The organism is Xanthomonas sp. 3793, from assembly GCF_024806835.1.
Lineage (GTDB): Bacteria > Pseudomonadota > Gammaproteobacteria > Xanthomonadales > Xanthomonadaceae > Xanthomonas > Xanthomonas arboricola_F.
Genome location: NZ_JANTYU010000002.1, coordinates 408,501 through 426,311, shown reverse-complemented (window position 1 = coordinate 426,311; position 17,811 = coordinate 408,501). Strand labels below are relative to the sequence as shown.

Genomic DNA, 17,811 nt, shown 5'->3' with positions numbered 1-17,811 from the left:
AATCGAGCAGATGACCGCTTGTTCCCACGCGCCGATTTTGCACAAGGTCACGTTTCTCGGTCTGGACGTCAGCGCACATGGCGTTGTGCAGCCGCGTACGTATTGCTGCCAAACGAGCCAACTCGCAAAAACCATTCCGAGAGGGGGCGCCGCAATCGTCATTGCGTGTGCATCCCAGCGCGCGGCGGCACTGAACTTAGCGGCGCACATAGCGGGCAGAAAGGCGATATCGCTTGGCCGAAAGCGAAACGATAAAAATTTATTTTCTTGAGTGCTGCAAATAGTTTGAAGCGCTGCTCTATCAACGCCCGATGAGCCTGCGCTATTCCACAGCCATATAAGACACACCTGGACTCGTCATGAGTGTCAAAAAAAAGCCTCAGCCATCGAGTAATGCATCGCTTAAATCGAACCCCCTTCGCAATTCCAGGTCACTTTTCCACGCAACGATCTGGTTATCTTTTGAGATCAACGGACGCTTTATAGCCACGCGAGTTCGCTATTTCCTGCATGCAATATTTTACGTAAAGATAGTAACCAACTTTATCACGCCGCGTGGCGATTAATGGCAAGAACTGACACAGATAACGTTGCTTGAACATGTACGTTAATCGGAGACAACAACAATTCGAACCTGATTTTGATAAGCCCTTACCGGCTCGATTCGAATTATACGAAGTCTCGGAGCCTCACTGCGGGGGCGCACCTCAACGTGGCAAGTAAATATATTTCATTTAGACACATTTTTCTATAAATAGGTATGACGGGCAATTGTCGCGACGTGATCGCGCGGCCGCGCCCTTAAGTAGTCTCCAATAGAGTGCAGGAGTTAATCAGTGTCCAGATCGACGAAACCAATCCTCGTTTCCGTTCTTGCCGCAGGGATCTTAGCTGCAACAGCATTTTACTTCGTACATGGTGCACGTGCTACTACGACGACTACATCTGGAACCACAAAATCAGCTAGTTCCAATCATTCAACGTTAAAAAGCGCGTCTCCCACTCGTAACGCTAATGGGCAGTGGGATGTATCCGACTTTTCGGACCCTGCAGCGACCGATCGGCCTTTCACAGCAAGCGATGTTGTATCGCATCTCAACGGCTTTTTTTTAAGGCTTTATTCAGACAAAACAATGACACTGGCGGAACGAGACGCCTTTGCCTATCGGCTTGCGTTGGCGCTTGAAGGCGACAAGGAGGTCCGAAAAGCGGTCTCCGACTATTACAGTCAGATTCCTGCAAAAAAAGCGATGCAGCGCGACCTCATGCGGAACATGCTCGCAGTTAGTCCGGTGGGTCGTGGAGTGATGCTGGACGAGGCCAAGCGGATATGGGAGAGCAAGGAAAAGGACTCGTACCAACACATGTATGAGACCTATTCGGGATTTCCGGGCCAAGCTCCTAAACCGGTTATCGCCGATGCCATTGCTGACCTCAGTACGCATGACATTGGGAGCGGAACAGCTGTCGCAGCATTGAATCTCATCGGCACAATTGAAAAGGACGATTCGCCTGACGCTGCTCAATTGCGCAAAGCAGCCATTTCGCAAATGAGTTCGCTTGTATCAAATGATCAAGAAAAATCGGTGCGCGGAATCGCAGCGCAAAAAATATATCAACTCTCTTCACCCGAAGATGCAGCAAACCTAGCAGCCGGCTTCGTCAGAAAAGATGGCGCCAATCCATGGATGGTCGATCAAACGCTTTACTCGGTTTCTAGCGGCGATGTGGAACTGACACCGGCATTGCGGTCCGCGCTTGCGTCTGCTGTCGCACAAGGTTCGCTTCCCGCTGCCGCAGTCGCACATTACAACTCGGTGGTCTTGCAAGGACACTAACCCCAGCTCGAACTTATGACACGTAGTCGGTATTTACATCATGACTCGCTCACTTCAGTAAAAGCCCTGTTGCCTGAGAAGTCGCGAGGGAGTTGACCCACGATTGGCAAGGAAGGTCGTTTTTAATAGCTGCTTGTAATCGGTGTATTTGCATTTCATGCAATCTATTTAAATACCCATCATGCTGATGCACCCTAATTTGGTGTTCGACTTGTCACCAGATGCGTGAATATATTATCCAATTACCGAGGAGTTTAATTATGTTAAATAGCCATAGATTTAATCGGTGCCTACGTTTTCGAGACGTTTTGATGACTGTTGCTCTGTCAGTCATGACCATCGGTTCTGCGCATGCACAGACCATCCATGACAACTTCCAGCAATGGCTCGGGCATCAGCAAAAGGCTTCCTATGTCAATATATCAAAGGACGCCGTTGCCTGCCTGAGAGGCGGCGGAGGTGCATGCCCGCAGAGGCAGGAAACCTCCGGGACAAGTCAGTGTGTGGAGCAGTCTTTTAATATCGGAGCAAGTTGGGAACCGCCCATCCCGCCCGTCTGGGGTGCATTTTCCCTGAGCGGCGGCGGGGGTAAAAGCTGGTCGGCTTGCCATGAGCGGGCCGAGTCGTTGACTTGCCAACCGGATCCTGGATTTGAGGGCAGGGCCGCCAACTGGGTTGGCGAGCGAATTGGGCGGATCAAGATGATCTCGGCTAAGACCTATTCTGTTCCCGGACAGTTTGCAGCCTGTCCATCGCATTTCACTGCATCGGACTTCTCTGGCAAGTGGGGACGTCGAACCTTGTGCACGTTCAATGGGGCAGGCCAGACGGTGGATGGTTACCTGCCTGAATTCGAACGCCAGATTTGCCTCTACACCAAAACCTGACGCTCGCTGTTCAGCAAGTCGAAGGTGGATGTCCTGCTGTCATAAGCTTTATGTCCGCCGTGCTGCATAAGATAGTGATTAGATTTTTAGAGTAATACGATCGCTATCAGCCAGCCGCTGGACACCAGCGGCTGGTGTCTTATCGCCAAGTGTTTGACCGGGCCGTTCTTGTTGCAGCACGTTTCCATGATTTGAGCTCTACGGCAGCGTGCAGCAGTGCTGAGTACCCTCGCTTGTTGAGGCATCGGTTGCGTATCATGGCTTCTTCGTTGTGGCCTCTGCACTCGCCGGAAATGGCAGGCACGAGGTCGCTGTAGCAGTGACCTCGATCCTTACTCAGCAAGCTCGCGCATCACTTTGATCAGGTCGGACTTGCCCTCGAAACCGATGCCTGGCAATTCCGGCATCACGATGTGCCCGTCTTGAACTTTTACGCCGTCCGGAAACCCGCCATACGGCTGAAACAGATCCGGGTAACTCTCGTTGCCGCCCAAACCCAGGCCTGCGGCAATGTTGAGCGACATCTGATGACCACCGTGCGGGATGCAACGCGCGGGCGACCAGCCGAACTGCTCGAGCACCTCCAGCGTGCGGAGATATTCCACCAGGCCGTAAGACAGCGCGCAGTCGAACTGCAGATAATCGCGATCCGGGCGCATGCCGCCGTAGCGCAGCAAGTTGCGTGCATCCTGGTGCGAGAACAGGTTTTCACCCGTCGCCATCGGTCCTGGATAAAATTCGCTCAGGCTGGCTTGTAGCGCGTAGTCGAGCGGATCCCCGACTTCCTCATACCAGAACAGTGGGTAGTCGCGCAGCATCTTGGCGTAGGCGATGCCGGTCTCCAGATCGAAGCGACCGTTCGCATCGACCGCCAGACGCGCCTGGCCGCCAATTTCCTCAAGCACCGACTCGATGCGGCCGCGGTCCTCGTCGATGGAGGCGCCACCGATCTTCATCTTGACCACGTTGTAACCACGATCCAGATAGCCGCGCATCTCCTTGCGCAGGGCGCTGTTGTCCTTGCCCGGGTAATAGTAGCCACCGGCTGCATAGACAAAGACGCGGGGATTGGCTTGACAGCCTTTTATCTGCGCCAGATAACGAAACAGCGGCAGACCGGCAATCTTGGCGGTGGCATCCCAGACCGCCATATCCAGCGTGCCCACCGCCACCGAGCGCTCGCCATGACCGCCCGGCTTCTCGTTGGACATCATCGCCGTCCAGATCCTGGAAGGATCCAGATTGTCGCCGGCGTCGTTGCACAACGCAGCGCTCTCGGCTTCCAGAATGCGATCGCGAAACCGCTCGCGTATCAGTCCGCCCTGTCCATAGCGCCCATTGGAGTTGAATCCGTAGCCGACGACCCGACGGCCGTCGCGCACCTGATCGGTGACCACCGCCACCAGACTGGCGGTCATCTTGGAAAAGTCGATGTAGGCGTTACGGATCGGCGAGGAGATCGGCTTGGTGATTTCGACGACATCGATGATACGCATTGGGTAGTCTCCCGCGAGGTGTGGTGAGTTATGAATCGGTTGAAGAGGCTGCAACAGGCATTGGCTCGCCCGCCTGTTGACGACGAATGATGTCCTCGGTCTTGGAGATATCCAGCGCGCCATCCCACTTGGCGATCGCAAGCGTGGCAACACTGTTACCGATCAGATTGACCACCGCCCTGGCCTCATTCATGAAGCGATCGACGCCCAGCAAAAGCACCAGCCCTGCAACAGGCACCGTGTCGATGGTGGAAAGCGTTGCTGCCAACGCGACAAAACCCGCGCCAGCGACGCCAGCAGACCCTTTCGAGGTCAGTAACAACACGCCAAGCAGTGCGATTTGTTGATAGACCGGCAGCGGTGTATTGGTCGCTTGCGCGACGAAAATGGCCGCCATGGTCAGATAGATACAGGTGCCATCCGCATTGAAGGTGTATCCCGTTGGCAGAACCAGGCCAACCGTCGATTTGCGCACACCGGCCAGTTCGAGCTTCATCATCATGCGCGGCAGAACGGCTTCGGTCGAACAGGTTCCGAACGTGACAAGCAGTTCGTCCTTGATGAACCGCAGAAGGCGCAGCAGCGGAAAGCCGGTCCACCGCGCGATCGCTCCCAGCACCACGAAAACGAACAGTGCCGAGGTCACGTAGACGGCCAACATCAGATGCCCAAGCGACCACAGGGTGGCCAGGCCATACTTGCCGATCGTGAAAGCGATGCCTGCCCCGGCACCCAGCGGCGCGAGCCGCATCACCATGTTGATCATCTTGAACAGCGCCTGCAGCCCGTTATCGATGAGATCGACCAGCGGCTTGCCACGCTCGCCCAGCTGCAACAGCCCCACTGCAAACAGCACCGACACCAGAATGACCTGCAGCATGTTGCCCTTGGCAAAGGCATCCACCAACGTGGTGGGAATGATGTTCAACACAAAATCCACCATGCCCGCGTCGTCTTTTGCACGATCGACATACTGGCCAATCGCGCTGCTGTCGATCGATGCGGCATCGATGTTCATGCCATCGCCCGGCCGGATGATGTTCACCACGACAAGACCGATCGCCAGCGCCAGTGTCGAGACGACCTCGAAGTAAATCAGCGCCTTGATGCCGGTTTTTCCGACCTCTCTGACACTTCCCATCTTGGCGATCCCAACCACGACCGTTCCAAAGATGATGGGGGCCAACAGCATCTTGATCAGCTTGATGAAACCCTCTGCAGCAGGTTGCATGACCACACCCAGATGCGGCCAGACATAGCCCACCAGGCCACCAATGACGATGGCGATCAAGACCTGCACATAGAGTTGGCTCAACGCCCCTCTCATGCCACTTCTTTTCTGCATGATCGCCCGCTCCCGTCGACATGCGAATTCACCGGAATTGCCGCTTGCCGGACGACCTGCGTGTCGAGGCGTTGCAAGCTCGAGTCAGAGCGTAAGGGGCACCTCCCAAGCGCTGCCAATGCCTTTTTTATGCGCTTGATGCACAATCGGCATCATGGAACTGACATGGCTCGAAGACTGCCTGGCATTGGCTGACACCCTCAATTTTTCGCGCGCGGCACAGCGTCGCTTCGTCACCCAGCCGGCCTTCAGTCGGCGTATTCATGCCCTCGAAGAATGGCTGGGAACGCCGCTGTTTACGCGTTCGCGCAAAGAGGTGCTGATGACGCCGGCTGGAGAAGCCTTCGTTCGCAAGGCATCCGGATTGGCCGCGGCGATTTACGCCGCGCGGCAGGAAGCGCTTGAGGTGGCCGGACAACAACGGCCTGCGTTGGCATTCCTTGCCACACATGTTCTCTCCTTCACCTTCTTTCCGGCCTTTGTAAGACGCATCGAATCGAACACCGGCATCGGCGCGTTTCAGCTGGTCTCCGACACGCTCAGGGCGTGCGAAAAACTGATGCAGCAAGGGGCAGCGCAATTCCTGCTGTGCCACCATCATCCGCGCATGCCGCTTGGGCTGGATCCCGAACACTTCGAGCGCGTTGTGGTTGGCAGCGATGTGCTGCAACCCTTCAGTGCACCGAAGGAAAATAGCGACGGCAGCCCGCGTTGGTCGCTCGCTTCCACCGATGCAATGCCCTTGTTGTCTTACAGCGCAGATTCCGGGCTGGGCCGCATCATCGCCGGGCATCCGGCGTTCAAGGACGTGGAAGCACGCCTGACCCCTGCACTCACCTCCGACCTTGCCGCGACCTTGCTGGCCATGTGCCGCTCCGGTGGCGGGGTGGCCTGGCTGCCGCGCACGCTGGTGGAAGAGGACGTCGCCAAGGGGCGGCTCGTCCATGCAGCGCCCGGACACACGCAGTGGGATATCAGCACGGAGATCTGTCTGATACGCCACATCGGCAGCTTGTCCCAGCAGGCCGAAGACATGTGGCAAAAGCTCAAGCAGGGCAAGTTGCAGCACTAACACACGTGGCGCTGCACGTTTCCAGACTGCAAGCCTAATGCCGCTATCCGCTTGTGGGCTGGCCAGGCGCTCCCGCGCATAACCCCTCCATGACCGTCTCCATCAGCCAGGTCAGGCGGGGCTGCCAGTTCTCGGTAGCGTCTATCTGCCAGATACCCGCAATGGCCAGGAAAAACTTGTCTGTGGTGACCCCCGGACGGATCGTTCCGGCCTTCTCGTTGGCATCGAGCAGCAGTTGCGCGGCAGCGATCACGGATGCATAGCCTGCATTGCCCTCGCATTCTTTCGCGTTGGCGACGGTCCGCAGTGCATCCGCCAGACCCGCCTTGGTGATGGCGTATTCGGCCAGGCGGTTCATCCATTCGCGGAGTGCTTGCTCCGGCCGAAGCGTCTTCAGCAGCTACTCGGCTAAACCGGTGACCTGCAGCATTTCGTGGCGATAGACCTCGATCACCAAGGCCTCCCGGGTCGGGAAGTGCCGGCAGAAAGTTCCCTGCCCGACACCCGCCTTCTTGGCAATTGCAAGGCCGCCGTGCACTCCTTCACCGAACGCTTGCGTATGCAACTGGCCGACAGCAACGTGCAAGTCATCGAGCTGGTGCCGCCAGGCGTTCGCACCAAGTTGTATGGCCAAGGCAACGACGAGCGCGCCATGCCCCTGGATGAATTCCAGGTTCGCCACGTGGTCTGAATGCGGCGATTTCTGGCGCCATCGCGTCGCTTGACGCGTCTCAATTCCGCCAAACTCCGTCACCCCGGATGCTTCCCCTCGCGGCGCGTGGTCGCGAGGGAGCGCAAGTCCTTATCGCAAGCGCGAGAACGCGCCGATCCCCGCAATCGCCAGCCGCTCAGCGGGCACCGCCGTCTCCGCGAACGACAACCGCAGGTAGCGGATCTGGCGGACCTCGGGGAAATTCAGACGCTGGGTCGAGAGCGCATAGGCGATATTGGACAACTCGCCGGCGCCGGCCGGCTGCCAGTGCTTGCCATCTTCGCTGGTTTCGGCGCGATAGCCCTTCGGTGGCGCCGCACCGTTCATCACCGTGCGCGAGGGCGTGAGGCTGAAACCGGCCACCTGACGCAGCGCGCCCAGATCGATGGTCGCCTGCGCGGGATGGCCCGGCGTGGGCGCGGGCGTGATCCAGATCGTGCTGGCATCGTCGTCGAGCAATTTTTCCGCCCCGGGCGCGCTCGCCTCGACGATGTGCCAGCCAGCGGTGGACAGCACGTCCGGCGCATTCGCCATCGGCCGCGCAACCGGCACTGGCGCCACGGCCCGGAATAACGCGAATTCGCTGATTGCCGGGCACACCGGCGCCTCAAGCACGACCAAACGCACCCGGCGCGCGGCGATCGGGCGCTCCAGCCGCACGATGCGCTGCGCACCAATGCACTGCGCTTCGGCCAGCCGACGCCATTGCCCATCGACCTCGGCTTCGACCGCGAAGCGAGTGATGCGCACGCCCAGCGGCAAATACTCGCGCAGCCGGATCAGGTCGAAGCTGTGCACCGCCGACAGGTCCAGCGTCAGCGTGGGCGTGGTGAGGTCATCCGGCGTGGACCAGTAGCTGTCCGGCTGCCGATCAAGCACGCGCGCCGGCTCGAAGCCAGGACCGCGCGACGCGCTGGCGCTGGCCTTGGCGCCCTTGGCCAGATCGATGGCGAAGCTGGCGCGGATTGCGTCGCCGAAACTCTGCAGCACTGCCACGTCGTGGTCGGCGATGCGGCCGCGTCGGTCGGGCGGGAGATTGAGGTTCATGTTGGTGCCGCGCGCGACGGAGGTGTCGAAATAGCGCACCAGGTTCTCCGGGCTGCGCACCTTGCCATCTTCATCGGCATGGTAGAACCAGCCCGGGCGGATCGAGGTGTTGGTTTCGGCCGGCCACCACAGCGCCCCTCTGCGCACCCCGGAGTTGCCGTTTTCCTGTGTGTAGGGCGCATTGGGCATGGTCGGCCAGGATGGATCACCAGCGATACCGTCCTCGTTGCCACCCCAGCGAATATCGGCGCCGAGCGGATCGAAGGTGCAGGCCATCGGCTGGTGCAGATGCACCAACTCAATCATTTTTGGCCAGTTGTAGTAAGCAGGCGCATCGATCTTGCGCGCTTCGCGCGCTCCACCGTAATAGCCGTCGCCACCATTGGCGCCGTCGAACCAGAACTCGAACAGCTCGCCATAGCCCGTGCAGAGTTCGACGATCTGCTTGCGAAAATAGTCGAGGTAGCCGGGGCGCCCATACTCGGCGTGGTTACGATCCCAGGGAGAGAGATAGATGCCGAATGCCAGGCCGGCGCGTCGACACGCCGCGGCCATCTCACCGACGATGTCGCCTTTGCCGTTCTTGTACGGCGAGTTCCGGATGCAATGCTCGGTCAAGCGCGTCGGCCAGAGGCAGAAGCCGTCGTGGTGCTTGGCCGTGAAAATGAGCCCTTTCAGATTGCCGGCCTTGGCAGCAGCGACAATCTGATCGGCCGAAAAATCGCTGGGGTCGAATTTGCCCGGATCCTCGTCGCCGTAGCCCCATTCCTTGTCGGTGAAGGTATTCATCGCAAAATGCACGAAAGCATATTGCTCCCACCGATGCCACCGCAGCTGGCGCTTGCTAGGAACCGCACCCCACGGTGCCGGCCCGTTTGCGCGCGGCGTCTGTGAGATCCGCGCCGCCGGGGAACTGAAGCTGGCAGCAGCGGCTACCACGCCCGTGGCAAGAAAGGTACGACGATCGATCATTGGCGCCTCCGACTTTGCACAAGTTTCGATCTTAGCTTTTTCAAAGGCGAATGAGTCCTCGCAACGACGCAACCGGCAGTGATGCAAGGCAACGCGCGCAAGCAGGCCACTGCGCGGCTGTCACTGAACAGCGTGCGAAGCGAGCTGCAACGATGCGTGGTTCAACCGCCGCTTGTCTCATCCCACGCTGCGCTGTGGTGCCAGCAGGGCGGCTCGTCTTTCCGCACGCGAAGCGAGTTCCGCGGACAGGACAAACAATGACTGGATGACACCCCGCCAAGACCGCAAGACAGTCTGGACTAGCCAGCACCCGCCAAGTTTTGTCATCAAGATTGACCGCAGACCTTATCGTTTGGCTTGCACTGCATTGCAGGGTCCACAGGACCTTGTGTGGCAGCAATTGCTCGGGCTGATTGCGCGCACTCCTCGATGTCAGGACGCCCTGTTCGTCAGCCGTACGCAGTGACGAGGCTGGTGTGGATTGCTCTACTGCAGCGTTGACAGGTCTTGCGCGATCCAGCGATGGACGAAACGCTGAATGAGCCCCGCATCCCGCGGCGTTTTGCCAAGCTCAAACCCACTAGGCGCGTCCTCCAGGCACTGCCTTTGAACTTCAGAGATTCTGCAGGTTATGCAGGTTATGCAGGTTATGCAGAGCACTAGCATCGGGCCAAACAAACATGCGCCGTGAAAAATACAATGCGCTCCGTCACTTGCCTTGTGTTTTCTACGGCGACGAAAAGGCGCGCCCGTGGACCTACGGCCCACCCACATCGCGCGGAAAATAGCGGCGAAACTTTTCTTCCCAGGCCTGGAATTGTTCCAGCGTGTACTCGTCCATGGGGCGTTCCACCGACGCGACGGCCTTGTTCTGTGCAACGATCGCGATCCGCTGAGACGACAACTCGTCCCAGGCCTTCCTCAAGGCCACCGGATCGGGATGCGAAACCAGCATGGCTTCCAGCAGCGTGGCCTGCGCCACACGCGCGGCCAGCAGATCGCTGAGCGCGTCGGTGACGGCCTGCATCCATTCCTGATTGCGGTTATCCATGCGCGGCGTGTCGTAGTTAATCGTTGGCAAACCACTCTAACGTGGCGGCCGCAACGATACCGTGCAGCAGCCGGCCGCCTGGATGACAGCGCGCAGTCCAGCCGCTTTGGTAGTCTGCGCGCCTTCACGCAGCACTCGCCAGTCGGGCAATTCCTGACCGCTGCCGAAGGCAATCTGCAGCTAAATCCGAGCGGTACAGTGGGGTCAAGTTTCCCAATGGCGCGTCGTTATCCACACGCCGGCCCGACACTCATGCGTTCTTCACGCAGTTGCCCAGACGGCACCCTTCGACTCGCACCTGGGATTGCCGCATGACCGCCTTACTCCAACGCTATTCCGTCGGCCGCCGCCTCGGCGCCGCCTTCGGCCTGTTGATCCTGCTGTCGGGCCTGCTTGTCGCCATCGGGCTGAGCTCGATGGCCAGCGCCAGAAAACAACTGGATTTCATCGTGCTGGACCGCATGGCCAAGATCCAGATGGGCAACGGGATGCTGGATGCCAACTCGTCGATCATGATCGCGCTGGGCACCTACGCCATGGCCACCAGTGACCAACTCAACGATGACGCGGTCGCGACGATCAAGACCCAACGGCAACGCTACAACGACTTGCGCGCCAAGCTCGACACCCTGCCCAGCTCCGAAGAAGGTCGCAAGATCCGGGCCGAGATGGATGCCAAGCGTGCCATCTCGGGCACGCTCAACGACCAGGTGATGGCGTTGGCCGCCAGGAACGACAACACCGCGGCGCAAACGCTGCTGAACGAAAAAGCCAGGCCTGCCACTTTGGCCTGGCAGGAAAAGATCCGCGAACTGGTCACCCGGCAGGAACAACAGAGCCAGCAGGCGTACACCGAAGCCGTGCAATCGATGAATCGCGCCAAGCTGCTGCTGTTGATCGGCGGCGTTGCCGTGGTCACGATCAGCGGCCTGCTGGCCTGGCTGATCACCCGCAGCCTCACCCATCCGCTGGCCCGTGCCACCAAGGCAGCCGAAGCGATCGCCAAGGGCCAGCTGGACAACCAGGTGCAGACAGACGCGCAGGACGAAACCGGCCGCCTGCTGCGCGCCATGAGCGGCATGCAGACCCAGTTGCAGTCCCTGTTGCGCGCGCAAGCCGAGATGGCCAAGCGCCACAACGACGGCCAGATCAGCTTCCGCATCGATGCCAATGCATTTCCCGGCGATTACGGCCGCATGGCGCACGACACCAACACCCTGGTCGCCTCGCATCTTGCGGTGCAGACCACGCTCGCGCGCATCATGGGCCGCTATGCGATTGGCGACCTCAGCGAGAGCATGGACGCGCTGCCCGGCGAAAAAGCCGTCCTCACCCAGACCATGAACGAGGTCAAGGCCAACCTGTCGGCGATGAATGCCGAAATCAAGCAGCTGGCAGTGTCGGCGGCCAATGGCGACTTCAGCGCGCGCGGCGATGCGGCCCGCTTCCAGTACGACTTCCACATCATGGTCGACAGCCTCAACCAGCTGATGGCCACCGCCGACGGCAATCTGCAGTCGCTGTCGTCGTTGCTGCAATCCATCGCCGCCGGCGATCTCACCGCCCGCATGAGCGGCGAGTTCAAGGGCGTGTTCGCACAGATGCGCGACGACGCCAATGCCACCGCCGCGCAACTGGCCGAGATCGTCGGGCGCATCCAGCACTCGGCGGTATCGATCAATTCGGCCGCCAGCGAGATCGCCGCCGGCAATCAGGACCTGTCGCAACGCACCGAGCAGCAAGCGGCCAATCTGGAAGAAACCGCCGCATCGATGGAAGAACTCACTTCCACCGTGCGTCAGAACGCCGAACACGCACGCCAGGCCAATCAGCTGGCGATCGGTGCCGCAAGCGTCGCCTCGCAGGGCGGCGACATCGTCAGCAAGGTCGTGGGCACCATGACCGGCATCGAGGCATCGTCCAAGAAGATCGCCGACATCATCAGCGTCATCGACGGCATCTCCTTCCAGACCAACATCCTGGCGTTGAACGCAGCGGTCGAAGCGGCACGCGCTGGCGAGCAGGGCCGCGGTTTTGCGGTGGTCGCCAGCGAAGTGCGCACCCTCGCCCAGCGTTCCACGGCTGCGGCCAAGGAGATCAAGAGCCTGATCGACGATTCGGTCGAGCGCGTGGCCGAAGGCTCGACACTGGTGCACAGCGCCGGCACCACCATGGCCGAGATCGTCGCCAGCGTGCAGCGCGTCACCGACATCATGGGCGAGATCTCCGCCGCCTCGCAGGAGCAGTCGGCCGGTATCGAGCAGGTCAACCTCACCGTCACCCAGATGGACGAAACCACGCAGCAGAATGCCGCGCTGGTGGAAGAAGCCACCGCCGCCGCACGGTCGATGGAAGAACAGGCGGTACAGCTCAGGCAGGCGGTGTCGATCTTCAAGATCGAAGCCGAACGCCCGTCGGTTGCGCGCGCAGCCGCACCGACCGTGCTGCATCCCAGGAAGCCGGCCGGCGTTGCCGCACCGAAGCCACAGGCTGCCGCGGCATCGGTCAAGCGCCCGGTCAGGCAGGCGGTTGTCGCCAGCGCGTCGAGCAGTGGCGCAGATTGGCAAGAGTTCTAAGCCGTCGCTGTCAGCAATAGATGGCGCACTACGAAGGCCGGCTGCGTGAGCAGCCGGCCTTCTGTGTTGCGCCCAAGCACGTCTCAATCGATAACGCCCAAACAGCGATCAGCCCCATTCGGCCAGCAACTGCGCCATCCGCGCAAGACCCAGCTCCAGCTCCTCGGGTGACACCCCACCCGCCCCCAGGCGCAGGTGCTGCGGGTATGCGTACGCACCACCGGACATCACGAACGTCTTGTACGGCGGCGCCAGCAGCCGGCTGCTGAAGGCATCGGCGTCGATCGGCAGGTTCAGATGCGCCATACCGAGCAGGCCTGCCTGCGGCCGCCGCCAGGTCAGTGCCGGCTGTTCGGCGACAAAGCGATCCAGCAGATCGATCCGAGCGTGCCCCATCGCACGCGAGTGCGCGACCGCAGTATCGAAATGCTCCGGTCGCAGCGCGACCTCGGCAATGCGCTCTCCCAGCACATTCATGATTTCGCTGGTGTTTTCGCGCAGCACCATCGCCGCATTGAGCAGGGCTCGATCGCGCGTCACCATCCAGCCGGTACGCAACCCCTGCAGGCCGAGCAACTTCGATACGCTGCCGGTGCTCACACCGCGGTCGTAAAGAGCCGCGATGCGTGGCGTCTCTTGCCTATCCCACTCCAGGCCGCGATAGACCTCGTCGGACAGGATGTAGGCCCCCACGCGCTCTGCCGCCGCCACGATGCGCTGCAGCGTTGCCAGATTCTCCACGCGCCCGGTCGGGTTGTTGGGATTGCACAGAAAAATGAGCTTGGTCCTGGGCGTGACCAGCGCTTCGAGCTGGTCGATATCCAGCGCCCAGCCGGAGGCCTCCAAACGCGTCACCAACTTGGGCATCGCACCGATCTGTCTTGCCAGCACCAGCGGTTGCTGCCAACCCGGCGCATCGATGACGAATTCGTCGCCGGCAGCGAGCAATTGCGTCAGCACCAGATAGTTCGCCTCCTGCGCGCCGGCGGTGATCAACACATCCTGCAACCCGCATGTGCTGGCATACCCATACTGCGCCAGCACCCGCTCGCGCAGCAGTGGCAAACCTTGATAGTCCTCGCCGGTCCAGTCCAGCGACTGCGCAGGATCCAGGTGCGCCAGATAGCGCTGCAACGGCGGCGATGGCGACAGCGAATAGGTGACGCAGGCATCGGGCTTGGCGCGATGCGCGGTGAGCCATTGCTCCCAGAAACTGTTCGATGGCACAGGCATGCATGTGGCTCCCTTATTCCATGACGGCCGGGCACACGCCCAGACCAAGCGAAGCGTCGATCACCGCGCCACGCAGAATGCGGGCCTCGTCGCGGCACAGGTAAAAGCACAGATCGGCGATCTCCCGCGGCGCGATCAAACGCCCGCCAGGCAGCGATGCCTCGAGTAGCCGGCGTTGTTCGGCCGACAATGCATCCAGGGTACTGGCCTGAAACATCGGCGTATCGGTGGCACCGGGACAGACGGTGAAAACATCGATACCCGTGCAGGCGTAGGTGGCCGCAAGCTGCCGACCCAGAAACGCCACCGCCGCCTTGCTCATGCCATCGGCGGCGCGAAAGCGCGGAAAGTGCGTGATGCCGCCATCCACGGAGCTCATCAATAAAATCTTGCCGTGTCCACGCGCCAGCATGCCCGGGATCACATCCTCGCTCAGCCACAACGGCCCCAGCGTGTTGACCCGGAAAAACACCTCGTCCTGCTCCTTGTACGTGGCCGCAGCGCGCTCAACGGTCTTGGTGCCGACGCCGGCGTTATGGATCACGATGTCCAGCGGTGATGACAGCGCGTCCATCAGCCGCGCATGGCTTTGTCGGTCACCCACATCCAGTTCCAACGCGTGCACGCCCTCCTCGCCAACCTTATCGAGCAGCGCCTGCGCACGTTGCCGGCTCTCCTCCCCGGGGCGGTAGGTAAAGCTCACCCGGTACGCGGCCTGCGCAAAGAGGCGCACCAGCTCGACGCCGATCCCTCCTACACCGCCGGTAATCAACACATGTTTACGATCCATCCCGATCGCATTCATCGCGCAACTCCCGCAGTGACGGCCTGCATCAACGCATCGCGTTCGTCCAGGGCAGCGAGCGCGCCTTGCAACGCATCGCCCAGTCGAACCACATCCTCCATCGCCGCATACACCTGCATGGAGACACGCAGCACGTAGCTGGTGTTGTCTGGCCATGCGTTGACTGCCACGTCGATGGAAGACGTGTCGTACAGCCAGTCCTGCAGCGCAGCCGCATCGGGATACGCCGCGCAGATGCGAGGCGGCAGCGCGAATGCGACCATGCTGCCAAGGTGGTCGTCGGCGGCCAGGCGCTTGAGCGGCAGTCGCGCCGTCAGGTAGTGCCCACACCGCATCGCCAGCGCACGGTTGTGTGCAAGCAGCGCAGGCATGCCGCCGGGCAGCACGTTCTGCAGGAAGACGATCGCTTCGGGAATGCACAGCAGCGGCGTGGGGTCGGAGGTACCCAGCCAATCGAATTCCAGATGCAGGCGCGGGCGAGCGCTGCTGCGGTCGCCATAGCCGCGACTGATCACCGGCGGATGCACTCCCGCCTGACGATCGCGACGCACATGCAGGAACCCCGCACCACGCGGGCTGCAGAGCCATTTATGGCAATCGCCTGCGTAATACGCCGCCCCGATCGCTTGCACGTCCAACGGCAACATGCCCGGTGCATGGGCGCCGTCGACCAGCGTCTCGATGCCACGTTCGGCCAGCGCGGCGACCAGGGCGGCAATGGGAAATACGATCCCGGTGGGGCTGGTGACGTGATCCAGTACGGCAAGCCGCGTGCGTGCGGTGACCCGCTCCAGCACGGCCTGCACGACATGCTGCGGGTCCGGAACCGGCACGCCGACCTGCGCAACCACCACATGTGCCCCGGTGGTGCCGGAGACGAAATCGAGCACGTTACGCGCAGACAGATACGCATGGTCCGTGGTCAGAATCTCGTCGCCGGGGACAAAAAGACACGAGCGCAGCACCGCACTCAGTGCGGTGGTGACATTGGGCAGCAACACCAGATCGGTTGGATCGGCACCGATGAGCCCGGCCAGCGCCTCGCGCGAGTCATCCAGCAAACGCGGTAGATCGCGCAGGATGAAGGCAGACGGCAGCCGCTCGATCTGTGCACGAAACGCCGCCTGACGTTCCAATACATCATTGGGGCAGGCACCCAGCATGCCGTGATTGAGGCAGGCAACTGTCGGGTCGAGCGCAAAACGGTGTTTCAGCCGCATCGCTGGTGCGTCGGGTTGCCACGGTGGTTGCATCAGTTACGTCCTCTTGGCAACGGCAAATCAGGAAACAAGGGTGGACTCGGGCGCGGCGCGGTGCTGAGCGATCAGCTGCAACAGCGTCTGTCGGGAGGGTGTGGCCGGCGCTGGCGCGGGATGTGTCGCTGCCAGCGTGCGCACCCGCGTCATGACCTCGTGCTGGTTGAAGATCGCAGACGGGTCTTCAAGCATTCCGGTGCGCCGCGCCAGTGCGTGCCAGACGACTGCATCCTGGCGCGCGGCTGCGGCAATCTGCGGCAAGTCGATCGCATCCGGGTGCTGCGCCACAGGCGATTGCTCGGCCCACACTGCGCGACGTATGCGGTCTTGCGCCACGCTATCGGCGTGCCAGGGCCGAACAAGACGCTGCGCAAGGGCATCGGCATCGATGGCAAGCCGCAGCGGGTCATCCAGTCCCTGGCGGTGGGCAAGATCGGCGACGGCATACGCGTAGCGCATCGCCAACGACATGCCGCGCGTATAGGTCGGATTGGTGGTGCACAACGCATCCCCCACCGCGACCGTCCCGGCGACGGTCGGCATGCCGCTGACCACCGCCGGCCGGTAGCGGTTCTCGCACACTGGCCAGCGCAGCACGCCTGACACCGGTTCGCAGACGGCGGCTTCGAGCCAGGGCGCAATGCCGGCGTGCGCGCATGCGGCTGCAGTGAACACCGCGGGCTCGGCCATGCAATGCCAGGCGCTGTCGCCATGCGGCGCCATCAGCGTGATGGAGACATAGCCGTTATCGGCCGGACACACGATGCATCCACTGGAGGCGGCATAGCCGCCCACCGAAAATCCCGCCGTGAGCTGCACATTCGGACGCTGCCGGCAGCGATACCAGCGCGTGAAATATGCCAGCCCGCAACTTTCCACCAAGGTATCGGGCGTCTGCACACCAGCCTGCCGCAGCCATTTGCCGAATGCAGAGCCGCGACCCAGTGCATCGATGGTCAGCGCCGCACGCAGCTCGCCGCGTGAGGTGCACACTCCTTGCACCAGTGGACCATCCTCGGCACCAACCAGCAGGCCATGGACGCCGACCGCATCGCGCACCGTGATGTTGGGCTCTGCCAGCACCACCGAACGAACGACGTCCTCGATCAACGGGCGGCGCGTCGACAGGCCGAATAGCTCCGCATCCCCGCAGCGCGGCACAGCGACAGAGGGTTCAAGCGTTCCACCGAACGGCATCTCGACCGCACCGGCATCCAGTAGTGCCTGCCAGACGTCCGGTGCGCGTTCGCGCAACACCTGTCGCCCCAGCGCGGCCAGCGCATGCGTGTGACGCGCGTGCGGCACGCCTTTGCGCCACCAGCGCTGCGTGGGCAGATGGGCATCGCGCGCCAGCGATGCCCCGTCGACGAACTCGTCCCGTTCAAGCACGGTCACTTGGTAGCCGTGCCTGGCAAACGCCAGTGCGCTCATCAGACCGGCGATGCTGCCGCCGACCACCAGCACCTGCGAGGTGTCGCTCATGGCAGCCAGCCTGCATCCGCATCGATCCCGTATGCCGAC

General features: G+C 61.2%; 14 protein-coding genes. 4 read left to right on the top strand and 10 right to left on the bottom strand.

Annotated features, from left to right (window positions below):
• The first annotated feature begins 836 nt into the window (after window positions 1-836).
• Together FHY18_RS08110 and FHY18_RS08105 are read left to right on the top strand one after the other, a co-directional pair.
• A complete protein-coding gene (locus tag FHY18_RS08110; RefSeq protein WP_259153336.1) occupies window positions 837-1,838 on the top strand; it encodes a hypothetical protein in 1,002 nt (333 codons plus the stop codon).
• A 311-nt stretch (window positions 1,839-2,149) separates the two neighbouring features.
• A complete protein-coding gene (locus tag FHY18_RS08105; protein ID WP_259153335.1) occupies window positions 2,150-2,725 on the top strand; it encodes a hypothetical protein in 576 nt (191 codons plus the stop codon).
• A gap of 332 nt (window positions 2,726-3,057) precedes the next feature.
• Here FHY18_RS08105 and FHY18_RS08100 read toward each other — a convergent pair whose 3' ends face one another.
• On the bottom strand, window positions 3,058-4,221 hold the full coding sequence (locus tag FHY18_RS08100; protein ID WP_259153980.1) for a mandelate racemase/muconate lactonizing enzyme family protein: 1,164 nt from the start codon (window positions 4,219-4,221) through the stop codon (window positions 3,058-3,060).
• Window positions 4,222-4,249: 28 nt separating this feature from the next.
• Window positions 4,250-5,536 carry a C4-dicarboxylate transporter DctA gene (gene dctA / locus FHY18_RS08095; protein WP_276577188.1) on the bottom strand — a complete coding sequence of 429 codons (1,287 nt, stop codon included), beginning with the start codon at window positions 5,534-5,536 and terminating at the stop codon, window positions 4,250-4,252.
• 184 nt (window positions 5,537-5,720) lie between these two features.
• Between dctA and FHY18_RS08090 the strand changes: the two genes are divergently transcribed.
• Window positions 5,721-6,638, top strand: a complete 918-nt coding sequence (locus FHY18_RS08090) for a LysR family transcriptional regulator (protein ID WP_259153334.1) — start codon at window positions 5,721-5,723, stop codon at window positions 6,636-6,638.
• Window positions 6,639-6,681: 43 nt separating this feature from the next.
• Here FHY18_RS08090 and FHY18_RS08085 read toward each other — a convergent pair whose 3' ends face one another.
• The 4 genes from FHY18_RS08085 to FHY18_RS08070 all read right to left on the bottom strand — a co-directional run bounded on the left by FHY18_RS08085 (window position 6,682) and on the right by FHY18_RS08070 (window position 10,420).
• Window positions 6,682-7,035 carry a hypothetical protein gene (locus FHY18_RS08085; protein ID WP_326521208.1) on the bottom strand — a complete coding sequence of 118 codons (354 nt, stop codon included), beginning with the start codon at window positions 7,033-7,035 and terminating at the stop codon, window positions 6,682-6,684.
• 3 nt (window positions 7,036-7,038) lie between these two features.
• Window positions 7,039-7,320: a TetR/AcrR family transcriptional regulator gene (locus tag FHY18_RS08080; RefSeq protein ID WP_259153332.1), complete on the bottom strand. Its 282-nt coding sequence runs from the start codon at window positions 7,318-7,320 to the stop codon at window positions 7,039-7,041.
• Between the two features lie 120 nt (window positions 7,321-7,440).
• Window positions 7,441-9,369, bottom strand: a complete 1,929-nt coding sequence (locus tag FHY18_RS08075; protein ID WP_259153977.1) for an alpha-L-fucosidase — start codon at window positions 9,367-9,369, stop codon at window positions 7,441-7,443.
• Between the two features lie 757 nt (window positions 9,370-10,126).
• The gene (locus tag FHY18_RS08070) at window positions 10,127-10,420 is read right to left on the bottom strand and encodes a hypothetical protein (protein WP_259153331.1); all 294 of its coding nucleotides are present in this window, start codon (window positions 10,418-10,420) and stop codon (window positions 10,127-10,129) included.
• A gap of 311 nt (window positions 10,421-10,731) precedes the next feature.
• Between FHY18_RS08070 and FHY18_RS08065 the strand changes: the two genes are divergently transcribed.
• Window positions 10,732-12,996 carry a methyl-accepting chemotaxis protein gene (locus FHY18_RS08065; protein ID WP_259153330.1) on the top strand — a complete coding sequence of 755 codons (2,265 nt, stop codon included), beginning with the start codon at window positions 10,732-10,734 and terminating at the stop codon, window positions 12,994-12,996.
• Window positions 12,997-13,104: 108 nt separating this feature from the next.
• Here FHY18_RS08065 and FHY18_RS08060 read toward each other — a convergent pair whose 3' ends face one another.
• Genes FHY18_RS08060 through FHY18_RS08045 form a run of 4 tightly spaced genes read right to left on the bottom strand, consistent with a single transcriptional unit; the run spans window position 13,105 to window position 17,772 of the window.
• Entirely contained in the window at window positions 13,105-14,229 is a 1,125-nt protein-coding gene (locus FHY18_RS08060; protein WP_259153327.1) for a pyridoxal phosphate-dependent aminotransferase, read from the bottom strand.
• A gap of 13 nt (window positions 14,230-14,242) precedes the next feature.
• Window positions 14,243-15,019, bottom strand: a complete 777-nt coding sequence (locus FHY18_RS08055; RefSeq protein WP_259153325.1) for an SDR family oxidoreductase — start codon at window positions 15,017-15,019, stop codon at window positions 14,243-14,245.
• Between the two features lie 11 nt (window positions 15,020-15,030).
• Window positions 15,031-16,287, bottom strand: a complete 1,257-nt coding sequence (locus FHY18_RS08050) for an aminotransferase class V-fold PLP-dependent enzyme (protein WP_259153324.1) — start codon at window positions 16,285-16,287, stop codon at window positions 15,031-15,033.
• A gap of 27 nt (window positions 16,288-16,314) precedes the next feature.
• Entirely contained in the window at window positions 16,315-17,772 is a 1,458-nt protein-coding gene (locus tag FHY18_RS08045; protein ID WP_259153323.1) for an FAD-dependent oxidoreductase, read from the bottom strand.
• Window positions 17,773-17,811 lie beyond the last annotated feature (39 nt).

What these genes read in the sequence shown, in the direction of transcription:
- FHY18_RS08105 (WP_259153335.1), top strand. Translation starts at nt 2,150, where the DNA reads ATGACTGTTGCTCTGTCAGTCATGACCATCGGTTCTGCGCATGCACAG.
- FHY18_RS08100 (WP_259153980.1), bottom strand. Translation starts at nt 4,221, where the DNA reads ATGCGTATCATCGATGTCGTCGAAATCACCAAGCCGATCTCCTCGCCG.
- FHY18_RS08090 (WP_259153334.1), top strand. Translation starts at nt 5,721, where the DNA reads ATGGAACTGACATGGCTCGAAGACTGCCTGGCATTGGCTGACACCCTC.
- FHY18_RS08075 (WP_259153977.1), bottom strand. Translation starts at nt 9,369, where the DNA reads ATGATCGATCGTCGTACCTTTCTTGCCACGGGCGTGGTAGCCGCTGCT.
- FHY18_RS08070 (WP_259153331.1), bottom strand. Translation starts at nt 10,420, where the DNA reads ATGGATAACCGCAATCAGGAATGGATGCAGGCCGTCACCGACGCGCTC.
- FHY18_RS08065 (WP_259153330.1), top strand. Translation starts at nt 10,732, where the DNA reads ATGACCGCCTTACTCCAACGCTATTCCGTCGGCCGCCGCCTCGGCGCC.
- FHY18_RS08060 (WP_259153327.1), bottom strand. Translation starts at nt 14,229, where the DNA reads ATGCCTGTGCCATCGAACAGTTTCTGGGAGCAATGGCTCACCGCGCAT.
- FHY18_RS08055 (WP_259153325.1), bottom strand. Translation starts at nt 15,019, where the DNA reads ATGGATCGTAAACATGTGTTGATTACCGGCGGTGTAGGAGGGATCGGC.
- FHY18_RS08050 (WP_259153324.1), bottom strand. Translation starts at nt 16,287, where the DNA reads ATGCAACCACCGTGGCAACCCGACGCACCAGCGATGCGGCTGAAACAC.
- FHY18_RS08045 (WP_259153323.1), bottom strand. Translation starts at nt 17,772, where the DNA reads ATGAGCGACACCTCGCAGGTGCTGGTGGTCGGCGGCAGCATCGCCGGT.